Origin of the sequence: Legionella moravica DSM 19234, assembly GCF_000423305.1 — a bacterium.
Classification (GTDB): domain Bacteria; phylum Pseudomonadota; class Gammaproteobacteria; order Legionellales; family Legionellaceae; genus Legionella; species Legionella moravica.
Window position 1 is genome coordinate 17668 of record NZ_AUHS01000032.1, and the last position, 19375, is coordinate 37042.

Here is a 19375-nt window from a genome sequence, read left to right on the forward strand (position 1 = left end):
GTTCAATGAATCACAAATGCCTGCAACACACCCTGTTAGATTATGGATTAAATGGTACAAGGGTGAACTCATTGATTTGACCGTTAATAAGGGCTCTTTCTCCTTTTGCAGCACGCCCCGATGTCAGTTGATGAAGTACAGGAAATTTGCACTCACGGGACAGTAAGTACTGGTGCAAGACTTCAACATGTCTAAAATCACGTTGTGCAGGTTTATACAAAGAGGAGATACTGGGGGATTCGAATGTATTTTCCCAATAAAGGGGGGATTTCTTTTTTCCAATCCATTGATACAAAGTCGGAGGTGGTGTTTTTAATTGGGGTTTGTGTGGATTTTCGTTATTCCAGTTAGTAATTAATACCCATTGGATAAAATGAGAAAAATCACCATGTGTATTCCCTTGAAACACACTGTCTTTAAATAATGCCCCGGATTCAATTACGGAAAAGAATGTTTTGATGCTCATAATGGACTTCAACCGGGCATCTCCCTTAAAACCATTGTGTTTGGCCCATTCACACAAGTAACTGGATAATAATTTTTGATGATTGAATACTTCGCCTTCTCTAAAACCTTCCAAAACGGGTCGATTTAACAGTTTATAAACCTGTTCATTTGTTGCGGACATAAGAATCCTGTTTTAAATGTGCTTTATCAAGTGTTCTTTTGTGAATTGATTTTACTGTAACCAGATTAATTAAATATTAAATACGGGATACATTCAGAGTAACAATAGGCCTTTTTGATAGTTGTTTAGTAAATTAACTCTGTTTTGCCAGAAAAAAGATGTCCACTCTTTCCTTGTCTTTTTATAAAGTTATTTACGCTTGTTTGATTTTTTTCCAGATAATTAATTGCTGACCGTTTACTAATGCCGTTTCTGAATTGAGATGATTCCAATTCATTATATCCTGAGTGGTAACCTTGTAGAGCATTTCGAGTGTTTTATAAGATTCGTTGGGTTGCACAATATGAATGACTCGGTATACAGTTCCTTTGATTGACGTTTGGCTTAAGAATTTTGATTTAGATATTTCATGGAATGGTAATACAGGGGAATTTTTTGAGCTTGGAATTAACAACACCTGATTGGGACGTATGGACTGATCAGACAGACGATTTAATTTTTTAATTAAAGTGATCGTCGTGTGATACTGTCTGGCAATACTTCGCAAACTATCGCTCGGAAGAACAAGATGTTTGGTCCAGCTGACTCGTTTATCGACAGGTGAATGAGATAAATTGAAATAAAACTGAGTCACTTTCGCTATAGGGATCAGCAAGGTGAAGGGTTTATACGGTGCTGTAGCCCATCGGTTATAACCTGGATTTAATTTGGTTAACTCACTAACTGTGATGCCCGCTAATCTGGCGGCATGACTTAAGTCAATTTGACTGCCAATATTCACTTCTTCAAAATAGGGACGAAAGGGCATTGCAGGGAGATTAATTTTATAAGCTTTGGGGTTGCTCATGATTTCCGCCAGAGCTAAAAATCGCGGCACATAAACCTGGGTTTCTTTAGGGACATTTAATTCCCAAAAACTTACAGGACGATTATTTGTAGTTTGAGCTTTAATTGCCCTGCCTATGGCACCTTCGCCTGCATCGTAGGCGGCAATTGAGAATATCCAGTTTCCATTAAACACTTTATTGAGATGCATCAAGTGAGTGAGTGCTGCGTCCGTTGAATGATTAATACTTCTTCTGCCATCAAACCACCAGTCCTGGATTAAGCCCAATTGATTTCCCGTCACAGGCATGATCTGCCATAAGCCTGCTGCACCAACTTTGGAATAAGCAAAAGGGTCATAGGCACTTTCTATCATAGGAAGTAATGCCAACTCTCCAGGCAAATTTCTTCTTTGAATTTCTCGAGTCACATGATAGAGATAGGGTTCAGCCTTCTGACAGACTTTGGTGATAAAGCCCGGGTGATCCAAAAGCCAGCGAATTTGATCCTGAACTTCAGGGCGATTAATCTCATGGCTCATTTTAAATTCACCGCGCAAAACATCCCATACATCAATGGATTGATTTGCTTTTGCGTGAGTACTTAAAATACTCAATATTAGGCAACTGAATAGCAATTGTATTTTTTTACTGATAAATGTCTTATTCAAATTACCATTCCTACTCTATGACGCTTTTATGGAGTTAGTTTACAATACATTGTTGATACATACTCAGACTAATTCTGAGCGATTCTTATAAAATATACTCTTCTTCGAGCCTTGCATAAAGCTAATACCTAATTCCACTTGGGTGGCTTGCTATGAGATAACAGCACGATTTTTATGTCGATTATATGACCAGGTCAATCCAGGAAACAATCCATTGCAGGAAATTGGGCAGGGCTGTCCCATATAAATGGTTTTTATTTGAACACAGGTGTGAATTCAGGCACGCAGCTGCTCCCTTCTCCCTTAAAAAAGGGAGAAGGGAGCAGATGATCCGACCCGGACACATCGGTAACTACTCCCTTCTCCCTTTTTAAGGGAGAAGGGCTGGGGATGAGGGTTTTTTATCAGTTGACCCGCTCTCGAGTAAAGTTAAGATACATCACACACAAAATGCTTACAAAATAATTTGATAAAATAATAAGGTGGCATAACCTTTTTTTACTGTAGGGAAAGTCAGTTGTAAGCGATGATAGAAGTAACGCGAGAGTTGGTGATAAAATTATTATTGAGCGTCGATTTTTTATAAGCAGTCAGCCTGTAGATGCTAAACAAATTGCTGTTGAAGCATAGGATCAAAAACGCACTAAGGATTTAGAAGCAGTTGGCTATTGGCTAGTGCGTGTTTGGAATAATGAAGTTTTTAAAAATATCCAAGGTGTTATGGAACACATTTTAAGTTTACTCGAGAGGGTGTCAACTGATAAGAAACCCTCATCCCCAGCCCTTCTCCCTTAAAAAAGGGAGAAGGGAGCAGATGTGTGCCTGAATTTACTACCTGTGTTCAAATAAAAACCATTTATATGGGGCAGCCCTGGGAAATTGGGAGGCTCAGCTTTATTTTTGTTTCGAATTGAGGTTCAGGTTTATTCCCAGTTTCATTAGCATTAAGTCGTGGTTTGAAAAATCTCCAATAATATACCTTTTAGGAGCGGGTTCTAATTTTACAATGGTGGGAATTGCAATTATTTCTTCTTCCTGGGCGCGTTCAGGATATTGCAGTAAATCAATCACTTCAATGTTATATTGGTTAGGTAGGTACATATCACAGAAATTCTTCAAGTTGGCCAAGGTCAAAACTCCATGAGGCGTTTGTCCTGCAATAAAAAGATTAAATTGCCATTCCTTTTTAGGGGAACTTGATGAGCTTTTTTCTGTAGTCAAAGGCGTTTTTGTGATTGCACTACTCATCTTTTTTCTCTTTTTTGTTTTGATCCCGGGTTATTAAAGTTCTGGATTTACGAATTTGTTCGAACCCCTCTTTTGTTAGGTGATCAATTTGTTTCTGATTAGCTATTAATAAACGTATATTTTCTTTAATTGTGTTCAGCTGAGAGTTCAATATAAGGATATTGGATTCAACATGATCCTGCTCTGCTTTAAGTTGATTTATATTTTGTTTCAGATTTTGATTTTTAATTATTTCCTGAATTTTCTCTTGCATGGCTTGTACAACACGTGCGGAGCCAATTAATAACTTTCCTTCTCCCATATATACTTCCTGGAGACGAATACCTTTGCTGCTGATTTGAAATTCTCGCATTTGTTGTGAATGAGCCATTCCTCGTGATTTTTTAATAACGAGTAATGTGTTTTGTTCTAAATCAACTTCAACTTGACTGAGTAAAATCCAGGTATCCATTAATGAAGAAACACCCTCGTGTTCGTGATTCGCATCCTCATGCAACAAACTGGTCATGACGGTTGTTATGTTGTTTAGTTTAAGAAAGTTGACTAAACGAGCTAACATTAATTTTACGCTGTACTTTGAGCCTATAAGATTAAAGTTGGAAATAGGATCAATGACTACACTTGAAGGTTTAAATTTCTTTATCAGTTGGACCATTTTGATTAAGTGAGATTCCAAACCATAAACGCTGGGTCGTATGGAATTAAATAATAATGTCCCTTTGTTTTTCCATCGTTCCAGATTAATATTAATAGATTTCATATTTCGTATGATCTGGTCGGAAGATTCCTCAAAAGCAAAGTAAATGCATTTTTTACCTGATATACACTCACTCTCCACAAAGGTTGCTGCGATACTGCTTTTTCCAGTTCCTGCCGTTCCGGTAATCAATACACTTCCACCCACATAATAACCCTTGTCACTTAAAGCGTGATCCAACTCTTTAATTCCAGTCGAGACAAAAGTTTTGGGGACGATAAAATCAAGCGTCATTGAGGTGACCGGTGATAGCGTAATACCTTCATAATCTATGATAAATGGGAATTCATTCGAACCATGGGACGAACCACGATATTTGATGATGCGCAAAAAACGGGTGGTTAATTCATTACTAACCCGGTTATCAAGGAAAACAACACAATCAGCAACATACTCTTCCAGGCCATGACGGGAAAGGGAGTTTTCTCCTTGTTCACCTGTAATGATTGAGGTAACATTTTTTGTGCTTAACCAACGAAAAAGACGTTGGAGTTCAGAACGAATGATTTTGGTGTTATCTAGTTGATTAAATAATACCTCTATTGTATCAATTACAATTCGTTTAATTTGATGCTTATCAATCAGATACCCTATCTGAATAAAGAGTCCTTCGAGATTGTAGCTACCAGACTCATCGAATTCAGAACGATCAAGGTGAATGTAGTGCAAGATTAACTGCTGATTTTTAATAAGTTCATTTAAATTGAAATTTAATGAATTGCAGTTTTTAATCAGCTCTGCTTCTGTTTCTTCAAAAGAGATAAATAGACCTGGCTCGTTGTTTTTGATGCCGGCGACAAGAAATTGCATACCAAACAGTGTTTTACCACTGCCCGCAGAGCCGATTAATAAGGTAGAGCGGTTTTTGGGAAGGCCTCCAAGACTGATTTGATCAAAACCCTCGATGCCTGTTAAGCATTTGGTAACTTGATCTAATGAGGGAGGTGTCGCTTTTTTTCCGTTTGTCATAGCAATGACCCTTGTTTAGATATCCTTCTTAATAGATTTATCTTTCTCGATTTTTCCATAAAAAAAACAGTATGTTCCTCTTATTATAGATTAGGAAAAGAATTATATAGATTGTTCTTGATGATAAATTCATTCCAATCAAAGCGTTCTGTTCTATACTGTATAGAGCAACGCTTGATTGTTTGAATTGGAGTCTATTAACTCGGTTTGTGACCCTAAAGGTTGGCATAACAGGATCTTATGGAAAGGCTCAATTTTAGTTTGGCAGCATATTCAATGTTCATCGCCATTATCGTTATGGGTGTGTTCTTTAGCCTTATTTTTACCTTGAAGCGTTCTAAAAAAAAAACAAAAACAATTCAATATAAGTTATCTGGTAGTGAGCAATTATTTTCAGAGTTTACTGAAAACATCCATCAGGTTTTGTGGCGCTTTTCAATCAATACCCATAAATTTACCTATATTAGTTCTTATGCAACACAGGTATTTGGGCAACCAGTTGATTTAATTAATAAAGATGAGGAAAGTTGGTTGCGATACATTATACCTGAAGATAAACCCAAAATAATGGCCGCGATTAATCAAGTGAAACAAGGTGTTTCAGACATCACTTTAGACATTAAAATTTTAAGAGCTGATGGGGTTATCGCGGTGCTATCAAATCAACTTTTTCCTTCAAAAAACAGGCAGGGAACAGTCATTGCAGTGCTTGGCATCATTAGTGATATCACTGCGCAATATAATTTAGCTTTGCAAAAACGATTGCGGGCTGAACTACATAAAAATTTAAACCAGTTAAAAGATATGAAAAACCTGTCGTACATCACCTTAAAGTCAATTGGATTGGCGATTAATTATGATATTGGTGAACTATGGATATTTGATGATAAAGAAAAAAAACTGGTCTGTTTGGTTCATTGGTCTCGGGATAATTTGGAGGACAATAATAAAATACATGAAGTACTGTCTGTATCTGATAAAACGAAAGATACGTTCCAGGTCATCTGTTTAAACCATAAAATTATTCAATACAGCACACACGCAATGCATCTTAAAACGCATTATACAGGGGTTGATGGGGCCGAAATCAACCTAAAAGAAGTCGTTGGAATACCTATAGTAGTTTCTAATAAACCCATCGGGGTACTGTGTTTTTATAATCGTCAAATACTTAATCTTGACATTGATGGATACAAAATATTACTGGAGTTCGCAGAAGAATTTGGCGAGTACATCCATAATAAATTACTCATGAAGCAACTCAAATATTCCGCTGTTTATGATGCACTGACTGGCCTATACAATCGATTTTCTCTTGTGAAAAAAATAAGGGAAATGATTAAAAATAATGTACAGCCTATTACCGTTATCAAGCTGCGGGTAAATAATTTCCAGCTCATTAATTACGCCTTGGGGTATGACGTTGGGAATAAAATACTGCAAGAAATGAGTAAAAAGATCACTGATTTTTTATCTTCTTATAGTTCGCCATTATCTTCTATTGATTTTGTGGCTATTGCCGAGCCTGGAATTTTTTGTTTTTTATCGCATCAATTTGATGAAAAAGATGTCATCATTGATTTTGTAACCAAGTTGTTGGATCTTTTTAAAAAACCAATTAAAAAAAACAATATTGAAATATTTTTATCAGCCAGTATTGGAATCAGCCGATATCCCCAAAATGGTACTACACCAGATCAGTTATTAGGCAGTGCTATTTTAGCAGTGATTCAATCTTCAAATGAGGGGGGCAATCGGTTTAAATTTGCAACCCAGGACATCTTAAAAAGTACCTCACAAAACATTGAAATTGAAAATGCAATGCATCATGCGCTTGGCAATAATGAGCTGGAACTTTTTTATCAGCCTAAAGTATCTTTAAATACCGGAAAAATTGTTGGTGTTGAAGCGCTAATCCGTTGGCATGAATCAAAAAATACAATTCGCTCACCGGATTATTTCATTCCTGTGTGTGAACAAACTGATTTAATTTTGGAAATTAATGAGTGGGTATTGGATACTGTAATGCAGGATATAGCGCGTAGTGAACACCCCATAAAAACGTCCATTAATTTATCAGCCCGTCAATTCACCACTTCGTATGATTTGTTAGAAAAATTAACTCAATTTAAAGCAAAATATGGTGTCAATTATAATTATCTGGAGATGGAAGTTACCGAAACTATATTGATGACCAATAGAACGTTGGCCTCACAGGTAATATCCAAATTAAGAGCAATGGGTATCACCATATCACTGGATGATTTTGGAACGGGATACAGTAGTTTTGCTTATTTAAAAAATTTTGCTCCAGACTTCATTAAAATTGATAAATCATTTATTGATGGGGTACCAGGCGATTTGAACACGATAAAAATAATCAATGCGATGATCTCGGTTGCCCATAGTTTAGGTTTGAAGGTTGTTGCTGAAGGCGTAGAGTCTTCTGAGCAGATTGCATTTTTAATGGGGGCTGGTTGTGATGAAATTCAGGGGTATTATTTTTCTAAACCGGTACCGTTTCTAGATATTCAAGCGATGATTAAACATGATGTACGATTACCAATTCCTGAATAGAACTAAATAGATGAACTGTCTGCAAACCCTGATCTTCTTCAGATTTTATATCAGGCTGTATCTCAAATCTTGTAACTCAAATGAGCTACTGGGTAATTGCCTGAGATAAATTACATCATAATATTGGGCTAATACACGCAGTGCATCAAAGTTAATGAATAATGGAACATCATTCGAAGAGGATGCATATCCGAATTGCCGGTCCTCTCTTGATAAAATGAAAAAGCAAGATGACTTGCTTTTTCATTTTAAAGGAAAATTAATGGATTATCTTGGGGACATTTGATTGTATTCTCTTTCGAGTTCCTGCTTCATTTCTTGTAAAACTCTTGGACCTAAAGCTCCGCCAAGAGCTTTAGAATTCTCAAAACCCATCAATTGGGCTTTTTCGTCCAAACGTTGAGTGATTGCGGATTCCTTTGATCTTGATGCACTTGACGAGGTCAGTCCAAAAAAGCTGCCTACATACTCCAATAATCCCCCAGATGATGCCCTGTTAACAGGACGTGATGCTGCAGGTGATTGATTTTCAGCATTAAAGCGAGCTTTCAATTCCTCTTTCTCCTCTCTTGTTCTACTTGACCAGAATTCAGTCACGTACAATCCGTTGCGCTCTTTTCGGAGAGTGGATAAAAATTGCTTCAGTTCCAGAGTTAATTCCTCATCTGCTGGCGAAGAGCTGCTTGGTTCCGCTGCAGGTTCGTTACTACTACTACTACTACTACTACTCACTGGATAATGGGCTGATTCAGCTGTTTGTTCGATTTCATGTACAATGCTTTGGGTGTGCCAGAAGTCCATTGGATTGTCTAAAGCTGCAATAGCCTGAATGTTTGGATCGTCTTCATTTACGGAATTTAGCATGAGAAGTGCACACGCCAGGAGCGTTGGTTGGGTATGTGACGCTACAGTGCGACAAGATACTTCATTAAATACTCGAGGATTCTGTTGAGTCATATATTCGAAATAGTTTATGGCATGTCTGACATTTTCTCGTTGCTCTGAATCAGAAATGGGATTAACAAAACGAGTTATGGCGGTTTCTAATGTAAAATCTTCTGCAACAACTGGAGTCGACGAGCTGGCAGCGCCTGCAGATTCCCGTTGCTCTGGAGCAGAAATGGGATTAACAGAATGAGTTATGGTGGTTTCTAATGTCAAATCTTCTGCAACAACCGGAGTGGACGAGCTGGCAGCGCCGGCCGATTGCTGTAGGGATTGTTGCAACGCATTGAGTTGTTCTGAGAAATAGGCTGTAACTACTGCTTCTTTCAGTTCGGCATTTTCTTCCAGGGACGCAGGCAATGTTTGGGTAAATTCTTCAGTATTTACCAGTTCATTCAATGCATTTTCAGGATTTCTGTCCCTGAACTCGTTTAAAAAAGCATTTAAAGATCTTTGTTGCAGTACTTCTGCCTCAAGCATCCCACTTGGAAGCTCTTCACGCAAGGCAGCGATTAATTGATTTATGTCATTTTGGATCTGAGGGCTGAACATGGTGGTATCAAGTCCTTGTAATCCATAGCGAAGGGTTCTTTTTTGCCGAACATTTAGACGAGGATTATCTAAATTCTGACTGCGCTGAATGGAGATTTGTTCATAAGCTTTGCTGAAGATTCCCAAAAGTGTTCGTACTTCTGCTCCGCTTCTTCTGTTCACTCCCTTATTTGTTTTAAGATCAATATCGCCATTAATAATGCCCACAATATTGGCTGCGCTGTGTATACCACAACTCCAATGGTCATCTTGTTGAGTAATTTGTGATGTAGGTCGTACTATGCTGTAGCCTTCTAGAACACCATAATCAATTGCTGTTTGGATTTGTCTGACTGCTTCACCATAATACTGGTTGATAGAATCAATAACATGACATTCATGATTTTGAGTATCAATGACCACTGCAACTGAATGCCGACCTTGTCTGGTAGGTAATGAAAAAATAGTATAACGCTTGTCCTGAGGAATTTTGTTTATGAGTTGCATAAAGAGTTCAAACTCTTCGCCAGGTGTATCTTGACCCACATGAATTGCGTTAATATCCGTATGCCCATTTTCACGTAATACTTCGAGTGCACTGTAAATAATGATGTCATTGTCAAAGTCAAGGAATTTTTGTTCATAACTTCTAACGATCGCTTGTTGTTCAGGTGCAGAGAGCGAAGTATAGGGCGGATAAATCCACGGCATGTTAATCTCCTTCAGGTTGGATAGTGAACTCAGTAACAGCAGAATTGATTTGGGGAATTAATTCATGGCTGTATTTGTCATTATCCACGATCTAGCTTAAGGAAGAATGAAATGATTATATGAATTTTCAATGATCATTATGAATATTTTATATGTCTTTTATTTCGATGCCCGACAGCGTGATTTCAATTAGTGGACAAACAGCTCGATTTAATCCATCATTTTTGGAAAAAGATGGATTAAAGGCTGGATAAGGATGATTAAATTTTAAGTACGGCATGAGCCGCTTCAAGAGTACAAACCGAATTCATTATTGGATTGTATTCTTCTTTTTTTAAAAATAACCCTATAATTTTTTGAGTTTGCTCTGGATGCTCCAGGGACAGCTGTTCTTTAAGGTAACGTTCCATTTCATCGCGATGCTCTATTGGTTTTGTTGTCCACGATTCCCGTTTTGATGCAGGAATTACCAGATTCAGAACTGTTTTATTGTGTAAAGCATCGGTATGAAGCAAGATCGTAATATAATGATTTTTATGATTGGGAGAGTATCTGGCTAAATAATCACCAGGATTCCTGAGTAAACACTTTGCAGCCTCCGTATCAATATTGCCGTGGTACAATGGAGCTTCTATCTCTTTTTTTAATTCCGGATTCATTTTAAAAAATACTGCTGATTGGCAATAATCCCATTTTTTTGAATGATTTGGGGCTTCTGTCTGGTGTTTAATTGCATCTCTGTTTAGCACATTTTCAAAAAAGAGGACGGTTCGAGCGAGAGTTAATGCTGCGTAGACTCTGGATAATTGTTCAGTAAAACCAGCGCTGCAATGTCCATTTTGGCAAATTTTATGCAATTGAGTACTTATCGATGCGAATCCATTTTGGTTTAAATGAACAAAATCAGATTCTGCAAATTTATCTAATGCTCTAATCAGATTGGCTTCTTTAGCTGTGTAAGCATCCGCTTTTAGAAACTGGTGCCATTGCGAAAGAGCTATTTCGAGATGGGTAAACTCATCGGTTCCTTCCCCAAAGCCCCAGCTCCATTGTAAATGAATCGCTTTTGCTTTTTGTAAAACCCCCTCAAATAATTCACAAAACGGGTCATTAAAATGTTGAAGAGTAAGTGCGGCTGCTCCAAGAGAGCTATCGAGTAAGGCACAACAACGGTCGTACACTTTGGGGAATGTTGTGAAGATTTGAACAAGGTCGTCTCTTGAAAAGCATTCTACCCAGTGTTTGCTTCGTTCAGAAACTTTTCTTCCGCCTATAAAATCATCTAATAAACCGGTCTCATTCAGACGATTAAGCAGCATTTCTTCTGTGTAAGTGGCCATGCTGGAAACCGTGATGGATTGTGGTACCACGGGGGCGTGATCATTCATCAAATGGATCCCATCGTCTGGCTCCGCTTCCTCAATATTTATGTTCGTGAGATTGTTACTATTGGGCTGAATCTTCGAAGGTTCTGCCGGATGATTTATTTCTATTTTGCCTTTGCTCATATATACCTCTATTGATTGAACCGGCATTTTATCAAAAGAATATTAAGAAAAGATGATGCAATGTGTTTTTTATTTGCCCATAACAAGGTGCCTAAGGGGCCTTGCCTGATAAGGCATTGGATTGAACTATAATGAAACATATGCTTCATTTTTGGGATTAACTTATTCCTTACTCAACAATGGTTTTGCCCTATTGCTCTATGTTATTGGTTCCTTTATTGATTAAGCGGCGGAGCTGGCCGAGAGGCTTAAAAATAATATGAATACGTCATTTACATTACATCCTGTTGCTCCGTATCGATTGGATTATACGGTGTTAGTATTGCGTAGGCGGGTTAAAAACTGTGTGGATCGTTGGGATGGTCAGTATTATAGGCGTGTATTTAATCTTGACAATAAACCCTTTAATGTGAAGGTTGAGCAAATTGATAACCTTCATACCCCAAAACTCCTTATCACACTCGATGAGCCAATTCATCGCGGAATTCAGGAAAAAATAACGTGCCTTCTTGAAAGGATGTTGGGGCTTAAACGAGATTTACGACCCTTTTATGCAATGGCTAAAAATGATAAATGCTTAAATCCTCTGGTATCTTGTTTTATGGGGGTCAAACCACCCCGTTTTCCCACTCTTTTTGAAACGCTGATTAATGCAATTTCCTGCCAACAAATATCCCTGGATGCGGGATTACACATCCAGAATCGATTGGTTGAACATGTTGGCATGAAAATGAATCATAATAACCAAGTATTTTATGCATTTCCAAGAGCTGATGAGGTTAGCCAGTGTTCTCTGATTGAGTTAAAAGAAATGGGATACAGCGCCAGGAAAAGTGCAACAATTAGAACTTTGGCATCCGCTTTAAAAGAAGACCAATCCATGTTGAGTCATTTGGAGGAACAACCCAATGATGAGGTGATGGAATTGCTGTGTCAATTTAAAGGGATAGGTCGCTGGACTGCTGAATACGTTTTATTACGAGGCTTAGGGAGGGTTGATGTCTTTCCAGGCGATGACATTGGTGCACAAAATAATTTACAAACACTGCTTCATCTTGAGAATAAGCTCGATTATAAAATGATCTCAGAAATTGCCGCACCTTGGTATCCCTATGCAGGATTGATTTATTTCCATTTATTACTGCAAAAACTTAATGAGAAAGGAGTGCTCTAAAATGCCAAATATTGAAATCAAAAGGATTTATGAGGAACCTGAAAAAACGGATGGATTTAGAATATTGGTGGATAAGCTATGGCCTCGTGGTGTAAAAAAAGAAGAAGCGGTTATTGATTTATGGCTGAAAGAGATTGCTCCCAGTGATTTATTACGTAAATGGTTTAACCATGACGCTCAAAAATGGCCTGAGTTTCAAAAGCGTTACGCAAAAGAATTGGACGATAAACGCGATCTACTCGATTCAATTAAAGAAAAGGCAAAACAGCAAAAAGTAACCTTACTTTTTGCTTCTAAAGAAACAGAACATAATAATGCAGTCGCTTTGCTCCATGTGATTAATAATCTGTAATGCCAGTATGAATGGGGTGATTGGCTAAGCATCACTTCCTGCAAGTCAATTTTTGTCTGCATTACCCGATACTGTAAAAGCTATTCCAACATCTATAAATTGGAGTCGAAAATAATGTCCTCTATTTTTGCTCTACAGGGCAAAGCGTTATGTGATTTTTTGGGCGAGCAACAGACCAAATAAACCCGACATGGGCCGCCCCAGTTCATCTTTTTTATGCAAATGGCCTACCGATTCTTTATATTCCAGTATCGACCAGCCACTTTCTTGATACAGATGATAGAGTTCTTCTTTTTGGGGCAGAAAAGTAAAAAACTCTGGCATTGAGTAGAGTTCTGAATGAATAGGAACTACTAAAAAATGATACCCGTTTTTCCTGGTTGTTTTTTGGAGTTCACTGAGCAATTCTGGAATGCGTTGCTTGTTTAAAAATTGCAATGAGACAGTAGAAAGAACCAGGTCATAGGATTCAGGCTCAAGTTTCATAGGTTGGTTTAAATCATGTGCTATCGTATCGATTCCGGACAAGGACTCCTTATGGGTGATTTCTTTTAGAGTTTCCAATGCCATTAAATTGTTATCAATTCCTGTGACCCTGTGTCCCATTTTTGCCAGGTACAGTACATTTCTTCCTGAGCCACAGCCAATATCAAGAATTGATGCGGCTTGTAAATGACGTAAATAAGTTTGATAGACATACACTAAATCACTGTGTGCGGCTCCTAAATCGTATTTTTTATTGAAATAGCGCTGGGGCATACAATAAAATTCAAGATTTGCCTTAAAAGGCTCACTGACGGGAATAATTTTATGCCATGCAGCAGGAGGAATCAGCAATTGGCGATGCTCTTTGTCAATTCGGCTGCGTGATAGTTCTTCTCCCTGACCGTTGAGGAATACAAAATCAATTGCTCCCTCAATTAAAGTAAGTTGCCCCCAGGTTCCTTCTTTAGTGCTGTGTTTTTCAAGGAAAAATTTGAGTTTTCCATGGCTGTCAAGCTCTATTTGTTTGTAACACATTAACTCACTGTATTCTTTTATCATGATGCACCTTTAATTTCTGCTCTTATTATCTGTAAGCTCTGATTCCAGTTTGGTTAAAAGAGTGCGATCGCTCACCAATTTGTCAGCTAGCTGGTGATTGACATCTCGATGCTCTTCTTCATCAATGCGTACGGCCAGTAGTACCTCACGCAAGCGTGCGTCAGAAGCTAACCCCCAATAGGCTTTAGCAATATCTGGAGCTGGGCAATTTTCAATGCGGCCTTCATCTAATTCTTGCAGATAATGGGTATAACTAACAACAGCTTCTTCCTCAAGATAGCCAACAAAGCGATGGGCTGTTTTAGAAGAAAGAACATACATTAACAGATACAACACCACGAAAATGGCTTGAGCTATGAAAATAATAAATCGTTCAAACCAATTGGGTTTGGCAATGTACATAAAGGTAATCAGATGCATCCGTTCATTTTCTGCTTCATCCAGCAAGGTTTTAATCCAGCCTTCATCATTTTTTATTTTTCTTAAACAGCGTAAATGCAGTAAGGCAGCTCCGACCATACCAGGTACTGCAGCTACAGTTTCGAGGACTATTGCACGATTACCATAGCGTTTTTGAAAAAAAGTATCTGCGAAAAATCGAAAAAACTTTACAAGCCCAAAAGCAATTTTATCACTTAGCGTTTTAGCCGGTTTATGAATTGCTGACATGACATGCTCCTTTACGGTATGTATTATCTAGTTATTATATTAAAGATGTATTTAAGATGCAACTTTATAGGGTGGTTTTATCCATTATCTGTTCATAAAAAACAGCTGACCTTCAGTGGCTGTTGATAACTGCTCGGTAGGACATGGGATTTGAGGCTAAGTATCATAATGAATCCTGAGCAGTCAAAATGAAAACCTGGGATACGGCCCTTTGGGCCTATTCCCAGGCTACGCTGGTTGAATGATATAGGTCCAGTCAATATCAATCATGGACGTCTGGTATTTCGAATAATCGTTGATATGATCACCTAATCAAATAAACCAGCGTAGCCTGGGAGTAGGCCCAAAGGGCCGTATCCCAGGTTTGCATGTTTTTACAATAGATCTATTAAAATTAAATTTTGGATTATCGCAATCAATTAACGGTAGCTGTACTTCTGCCTACCCATATTTACCATCTACATAATCCTGTGTTTCTTTTTTTTGAGCGGAATGAAAAATTATTGGTGTTTCGTTGTATTCAATCAGTGAACCGAGATACATGTACGCGGTATAATCTGATAATCGTGCTGCTTGTTGCATATTATGAGTCACAATAATAATCGTAAAATGTTCTTTAAGGGTATGTAACAAACTTTCTATCTTTGCAGTTGCTACGGGATCCAATGAAGAGGTGGGTTCATCCAGTAACAATACCTCGGGTCTGATTGCAATAGCGCGTGCAATGCATAAACGTTGTTGCTGTCCTCCGGAAAGGCTTAAACCACTTACATGCAGTTTATCTTTAACTTCATCCCACAAGCAGGCTTGTTGCAGAGCCCATTCAACGCGTTCTGCCAATTCATTTCGTTTCAGGCTTTCGTATAGCTTTACGCCAAAAGCGACATTGTTGAAAATGGACATAGGAAATGGAGTGGGTTTTTGAAATACCATTCCAATTTTACTGCGGAGTTCATTAACATCCATATTTAAAATGTTGATCTCATCCAAAATGATTTCACCTGACATTTTATGATTGGGATAAGTAATATGCATTAAATTTAAGGTGCGAAGAAAAGTAGATTTCCCACTTCCGGATGGACCAATCATCGCAGTGATTTTGTTTTCCATAAAGGATAAATTGATATGGTGCAATACTTGCGTAGTTCCATAATAAAAGCACATGTCACGAACTGAAATTTTTTCTTTAGAAACTTTGTTTTCCATATTCACCTCAGGCATTAATGTGCAATTTTGTGTTGCTTAATCAATAAACGGCATATTAAATTGATTATAAAAACCCATAAAGTAATCAGTAGGGCTCCAGTCCATGCTAATTGCTGCCAGTCAGGATAAGGGCTCATTGCAAAATTAAATATAGTTACTGGAAGATTTGCCATTGGCTGATTCATGTTTAAATTAAGGAACTGATTATTCAGAGCAGTAAATAATAGTGGGGCTGCCTCGCCAACAATTCGTGACAATGCTAGCAAGATACCAGTAAATACTGCACCGTTAATTACCCTGGAGAGTAAAAAAACAATAAGCCGCCATTGGGGAGCGCCTAAAGCCAAAACTGACTCTCTTAAAGTATAAGGTACCAGGGTATAAATATTTTCCGTTGTGCGGGCAACAATAGGAATCACTAAAATACTTAGTGCAAAACAGCCGGCCCAACCAGAAAAATGCCCTGTTTTAATCACATAAATCTGATAGATAAATAAACCAATAATAATGGACGGGGCACCTAGCAAAATATCAATGATAAAACGAACAGTGGTTGAAAAAATTCCTTTAGGATGATATTCAGCAAGAAACACACCGGCCATAATGCCAATTGGCGCGCCAATCAAGATAGCCAGAGTGCTTAAAAGCAAGCTTCCAGTAATTGAATTTAACAGTCCTCCACTGCTACCTGGTGGTGGCGTCATTAATGTCATAACACTCCAATGTAATCCTGGATAACCTAATTTTATCAAAACATAAAATAACCATCCCAAAAATGATAAAGCAATGAACGTTGCCAGGCTTGCGATGATTAACATCAGGGAGTTGATTATTTTTCTTCGTATTATATGGAGCGTCATATTTCACCCTCAAGGATTATTCAGTTGTTTCTGGATAAAGCTCAGTAAAATCCTGGATAACAATATAACCACTGAAGTTAAAATAAAAAGACACAGGCCTAGTTCCGTTAACGCTGCCAGAAACAGTTCGCTGGTAGCCTCGGTAAACTCATTTGCCAAAACAGAGGTCACGCTACTGGAGGGCATGAATAAAGACGTAGTCAAGGTATGGGCGTTTCCAATAACAAAAGCAACCGCCATCGTTTCTCCCAAAGCTCGTCCTAATCCCAACATAATACCGCCTATAAAACCACTGCGAGCATAGGGAACCATGACATACCAAATCGTTTCCCAGGTCGTTGCTCCTAAGGCATAAGCTGATTCTTGCAAGATGTCGGGTATCAGTTCAAATACATCGTACATAATCGAGGCTATAAAAGGGATGATCATAATTCCAAGAACAAGGCCTGCGGTAAACAGGCCAATACCGATTTGTGGTCCAGTGAACATACCGCCTATATAGGGTATTGCTTGTGTATTATGGTTAAGCCATGGTTGTACATAAGTGCTTAAAATGGGGGCCAGAGCAAACAGGCCCCACATTCCATAAATAATACTGGGTATACCTGCAAGAACATCAATAGCGACGCGTAAATACTTCCTTAATGCAAATGGAGCTATTTTTAGTGTAAATACCGTAATTCCAAAACTGATAGGAACAGCGATTAACAGGGCAATGAACGATGTAATCAACGTTCCTGCAATAGCACTTGCAGCACCAAATTTTTGGAGCACAGGATCCCAGTTATCGTTAAACAGAAATTGAATACCAAAGGCATGAATTGCAGGGAGACTTCCCTTAATTAAAAAATAAAATATCCCTGCAAAAATAAGCACAATAGAAATAGCGCAGGATAGGCTCAAATAAAATACAGAACTGTTGATAAATGCGCTATTTCGTTTTGCTTTCATTTAATTAGTCCAAATACCCTTACCTTGTTGGTCCTGAAATTTATTCGCCCATTCCATATTAATCTGCTTAATTAATGACTCAGGCAGCGTTACGTATTCCAAAGCATTGGCATCTGCTTTGCCATTTTTATAAGCCCAGCTAAAGAAATCAAGCACCGCTTTTGATTTGTCTTTATTGGCATCACTTACTTGACTGTGCATCAAAATAAAAGTGGCACCCGTAATAGGCCAGCTTGCAGCCCCTGGTTCATCCGTTAAAATAACAGGTGTTTTCTTCCAGTCGGCATATTGCGCTGCTGCCTGAACGGAATCCATTGAAGCATTGACATAGGCATTCTCTTTATTTTTAAGCTGGGTTGCAGACAAATGGTTGCTTGTTGCATAGCTGTATTCAACATACCCAATGGAGCCTGGTATTTGTTTTACATAAAGTGCAACCCCTTCATTACCTTTTCCTGCAATACCAACAGGCCAGTTAACTGAAGCATCACTACCTACTTTTTGTGCCCAATCAGGGCTTACCTGTGACAAATAGTGAGTAAATAAAAAGGAAGTGCCAGAACCATCAGAGCGATGTACGACTGTAATATCCTGATCAGGAAGTTTCAATTCAGGGTTTAGCGCAACTATTGCAGGATCATTCCATTTTTTAACAGTACCCAGGAAAATATCGGCCAAAAGGGGACCTGTTAATTTTAATTCGCCAGAATGAACACCAGGTATATTAATTACCGGTACAACCGCACCCAGGACAGTTGGAAATTGAACCAGACCTGCTGCTTGTAGTTCAGAATCTGTTAACGGTTTGTCAGAAGCACCGAAATCTACGGTACCCGCTTTGATTTGTTGAATGCCTCCACCCGATCCAATTGATTGATAGTTAATCTGAATTCCGGTTTTTTTGTGATAAGCCTCTGCCCATTTGGCATAAACGGGATATGGAAAAGTAGCTCCAGCTCCAACAATCGTCATTGATGCAAAAACTGAACTCGTACCTACCATCCCTGCTATTAAATGAATAGCAAATGATCCTAATTTCATTCCGTGCTCCTTGCGAAAAGTAATTGCTTGCTGTGACATGTATTTTTTAACGCTTTGTTTTAATAACTATAATATAAAAACAAGAGTTTCGCTGGTAAACCTTACTATTTTATTAAATTCCATATTTTCAGGTACATAGTCGCATTCGCTTTAACCACGTTTACCCTATTGATGTTCATTAAGGGGGCTTTAATCGACGTTACTTATTCAACAGGCTCTCTACATGGAAAAAAAATCTGTCTTGCCCGCGCCGGCGGGCAACTATTTGGCATTTTGCACTGTAGGCAACGTCCCTGAAGTTTGTTTAGACAAGATTTAATCTAGAAATGAGCACAGATTTTTCAATTTCACTTCGAACTGCCCCCTCTCCCGCGATAGTAACTTTGATAGTATGATGATGCCCTTCGCGGGCTGATATATCCCCTCAAATTTGCTAAAAATAATTGCAGTAAAGTTGAAGTCGTGATCTAATTTTCCCCAACAAATTTGTTTGGGGAAAATGATGGAACCTATCGATTTACTACATGACCATCTCATGGAGGAATGTCCTTTTATCCATGGCAAACGTTTACAAGCATTAATGGATGTAGCATGTTCACTACAAAAGAAGCAAAACCTATCGCTGACAGCAATAGGCAAAGGATTAACTGGAAACAGTTCATTAAAACACAAGATTAAAAAGGTAGATCGTCTTGAGGGCAACAAGCAC

General features: G+C 38.3%; 15 protein-coding genes and 2 pseudogenes. 5 read left to right on the forward strand and 12 right to left on the reverse strand.

What is annotated here, in order from left to right; translation table 11 throughout:
- Positions 1–40: 40 nt before the first annotated feature.
- A complete protein-coding gene (locus tag G543_RS0108770) occupies positions 41–628 on the reverse strand; it encodes a LirA/MavJ family T4SS effector (RefSeq protein ID WP_028384191.1) in 588 nt (195 codons plus the stop codon).
- A gap of 193 nt (positions 629–821) precedes the next feature.
- On the reverse strand, positions 822–2123 hold the full coding sequence (locus tag G543_RS0108775) for a transglycosylase SLT domain-containing protein (RefSeq protein WP_035921862.1): 1302 nt from the start codon (positions 2121–2123) through the stop codon (positions 822–824).
- Positions 2124–2765: 642 nt separating this feature from the next.
- Here G543_RS0108775 and G543_RS19565 point away from each other — a divergent pair.
- A pseudogene (locus G543_RS19565) lies at positions 2766–2918 on the forward strand (DUF559 domain-containing protein); the annotation flags it as partial.
- 99 nt (positions 2919–3017) lie between these two features.
- Here the strand turns inward: G543_RS19565 and G543_RS0108780 are convergent.
- Both G543_RS0108780 and kaiC read right to left on the reverse strand, forming a co-directional pair.
- Positions 3018–3371 carry a circadian clock KaiB family protein gene (locus G543_RS0108780; RefSeq protein ID WP_051190658.1) on the reverse strand — a complete coding sequence of 118 codons (354 nt, stop codon included), beginning with the start codon at positions 3369–3371 and terminating at the stop codon, positions 3018–3020.
- The gene (gene kaiC / locus G543_RS17530; protein WP_035921864.1) at positions 3364–5097 is read right to left on the reverse strand and encodes a circadian clock protein KaiC; all 1734 of its coding nucleotides are present in this window, start codon (positions 5095–5097) and stop codon (positions 3364–3366) included. The genes G543_RS0108780 and kaiC overlap by 8 nt, the downstream gene beginning before the upstream one ends.
- 240 nt (positions 5098–5337) lie before the next feature.
- Between kaiC and G543_RS0108790 the strand changes: the two genes are divergently transcribed.
- Positions 5338–7674 (forward strand): GGDEF domain-containing phosphodiesterase, encoded by a 2337-nt coding sequence (locus G543_RS0108790; RefSeq protein ID WP_028384194.1) that lies wholly within the window; start codon positions 5338–5340, stop codon positions 7672–7674.
- A 267-nt stretch (positions 7675–7941) separates the two neighbouring features.
- Here the strand turns inward: G543_RS0108790 and G543_RS0108795 are convergent, their stop codons facing one another.
- Positions 7942–9861, reverse strand: a complete 1920-nt coding sequence (locus tag G543_RS0108795) for a hypothetical protein (RefSeq protein ID WP_028384195.1) — start codon at positions 9859–9861, stop codon at positions 7942–7944.
- 260 nt (positions 9862–10121) lie between these two features.
- On the reverse strand, positions 10122–11369 hold the full coding sequence (locus G543_RS0108800) for an SH2 domain-containing protein (RefSeq protein WP_028384196.1): 1248 nt from the start codon (positions 11367–11369) through the stop codon (positions 10122–10124).
- A 259-nt stretch (positions 11370–11628) separates the two neighbouring features.
- On the opposite strand from G543_RS0108800, the gene G543_RS0108805 reads away from it, so the two are divergent.
- Together G543_RS0108805 and G543_RS0108810 are read left to right on the forward strand one after the other, a co-directional pair.
- Positions 11629–12543, forward strand: a complete 915-nt coding sequence (locus G543_RS0108805) for a DNA-3-methyladenine glycosylase family protein (protein ID WP_028384197.1) — start codon at positions 11629–11631, stop codon at positions 12541–12543.
- Position 12544: 1 nt separating this feature from the next.
- Entirely contained in the window at positions 12545–12895 is a 351-nt protein-coding gene (locus tag G543_RS0108810) for a DUF488 domain-containing protein (protein ID WP_028384198.1), read from the forward strand.
- Between the two features lie 147 nt (positions 12896–13042).
- On the opposite strand, the gene tehB is transcribed toward G543_RS0108810, so the two are convergent.
- The 6 genes from tehB to pstS all read right to left on the reverse strand — a co-directional run bounded on the left by tehB (position 13043) and on the right by pstS (position 18666).
- Positions 13043–13939: an SAM-dependent methyltransferase TehB gene (tehB, locus tag G543_RS0108815; protein ID WP_028384199.1), complete on the reverse strand. Its 897-nt coding sequence runs from the start codon at positions 13937–13939 to the stop codon at positions 13043–13045.
- A gap of 9 nt (positions 13940–13948) precedes the next feature.
- Positions 13949–14608, reverse strand: coding sequence for an alternative oxidase (locus G543_RS0108820; RefSeq protein WP_028384200.1), 660 nt, complete (start codon positions 14606–14608; stop codon positions 13949–13951).
- 441 nt (positions 14609–15049) lie between these two features.
- Positions 15050–15814, reverse strand: a complete 765-nt coding sequence (gene pstB / locus G543_RS0108825) for a phosphate ABC transporter ATP-binding protein PstB (protein WP_028384201.1) — start codon at positions 15812–15814, stop codon at positions 15050–15052.
- Between the two features lie 14 nt (positions 15815–15828).
- Positions 15829–16674 (reverse strand): phosphate ABC transporter permease PstA, encoded by an 846-nt coding sequence (gene pstA / locus G543_RS0108830; RefSeq protein ID WP_028384202.1) that lies wholly within the window; start codon positions 16672–16674, stop codon positions 15829–15831.
- A gap of 9 nt (positions 16675–16683) precedes the next feature.
- Entirely contained in the window at positions 16684–17625 is a 942-nt protein-coding gene (pstC, locus tag G543_RS0108835; RefSeq protein WP_028384203.1) for a phosphate ABC transporter permease subunit PstC, read from the reverse strand.
- Positions 17626–18666: a phosphate ABC transporter substrate-binding protein PstS gene (gene pstS / locus G543_RS0108840; RefSeq protein WP_028384204.1), complete on the reverse strand. Its 1041-nt coding sequence runs from the start codon at positions 18664–18666 to the stop codon at positions 17626–17628. It abuts the gene before it with no gap.
- Between the two features lie 499 nt (positions 18667–19165).
- On the opposite strand from pstS, the pseudogene G543_RS17535 reads away from it, so the two are divergent.
- Positions 19166–19375, forward strand: a pseudogene (locus G543_RS17535) (IS4 family transposase); the annotation flags it as partial.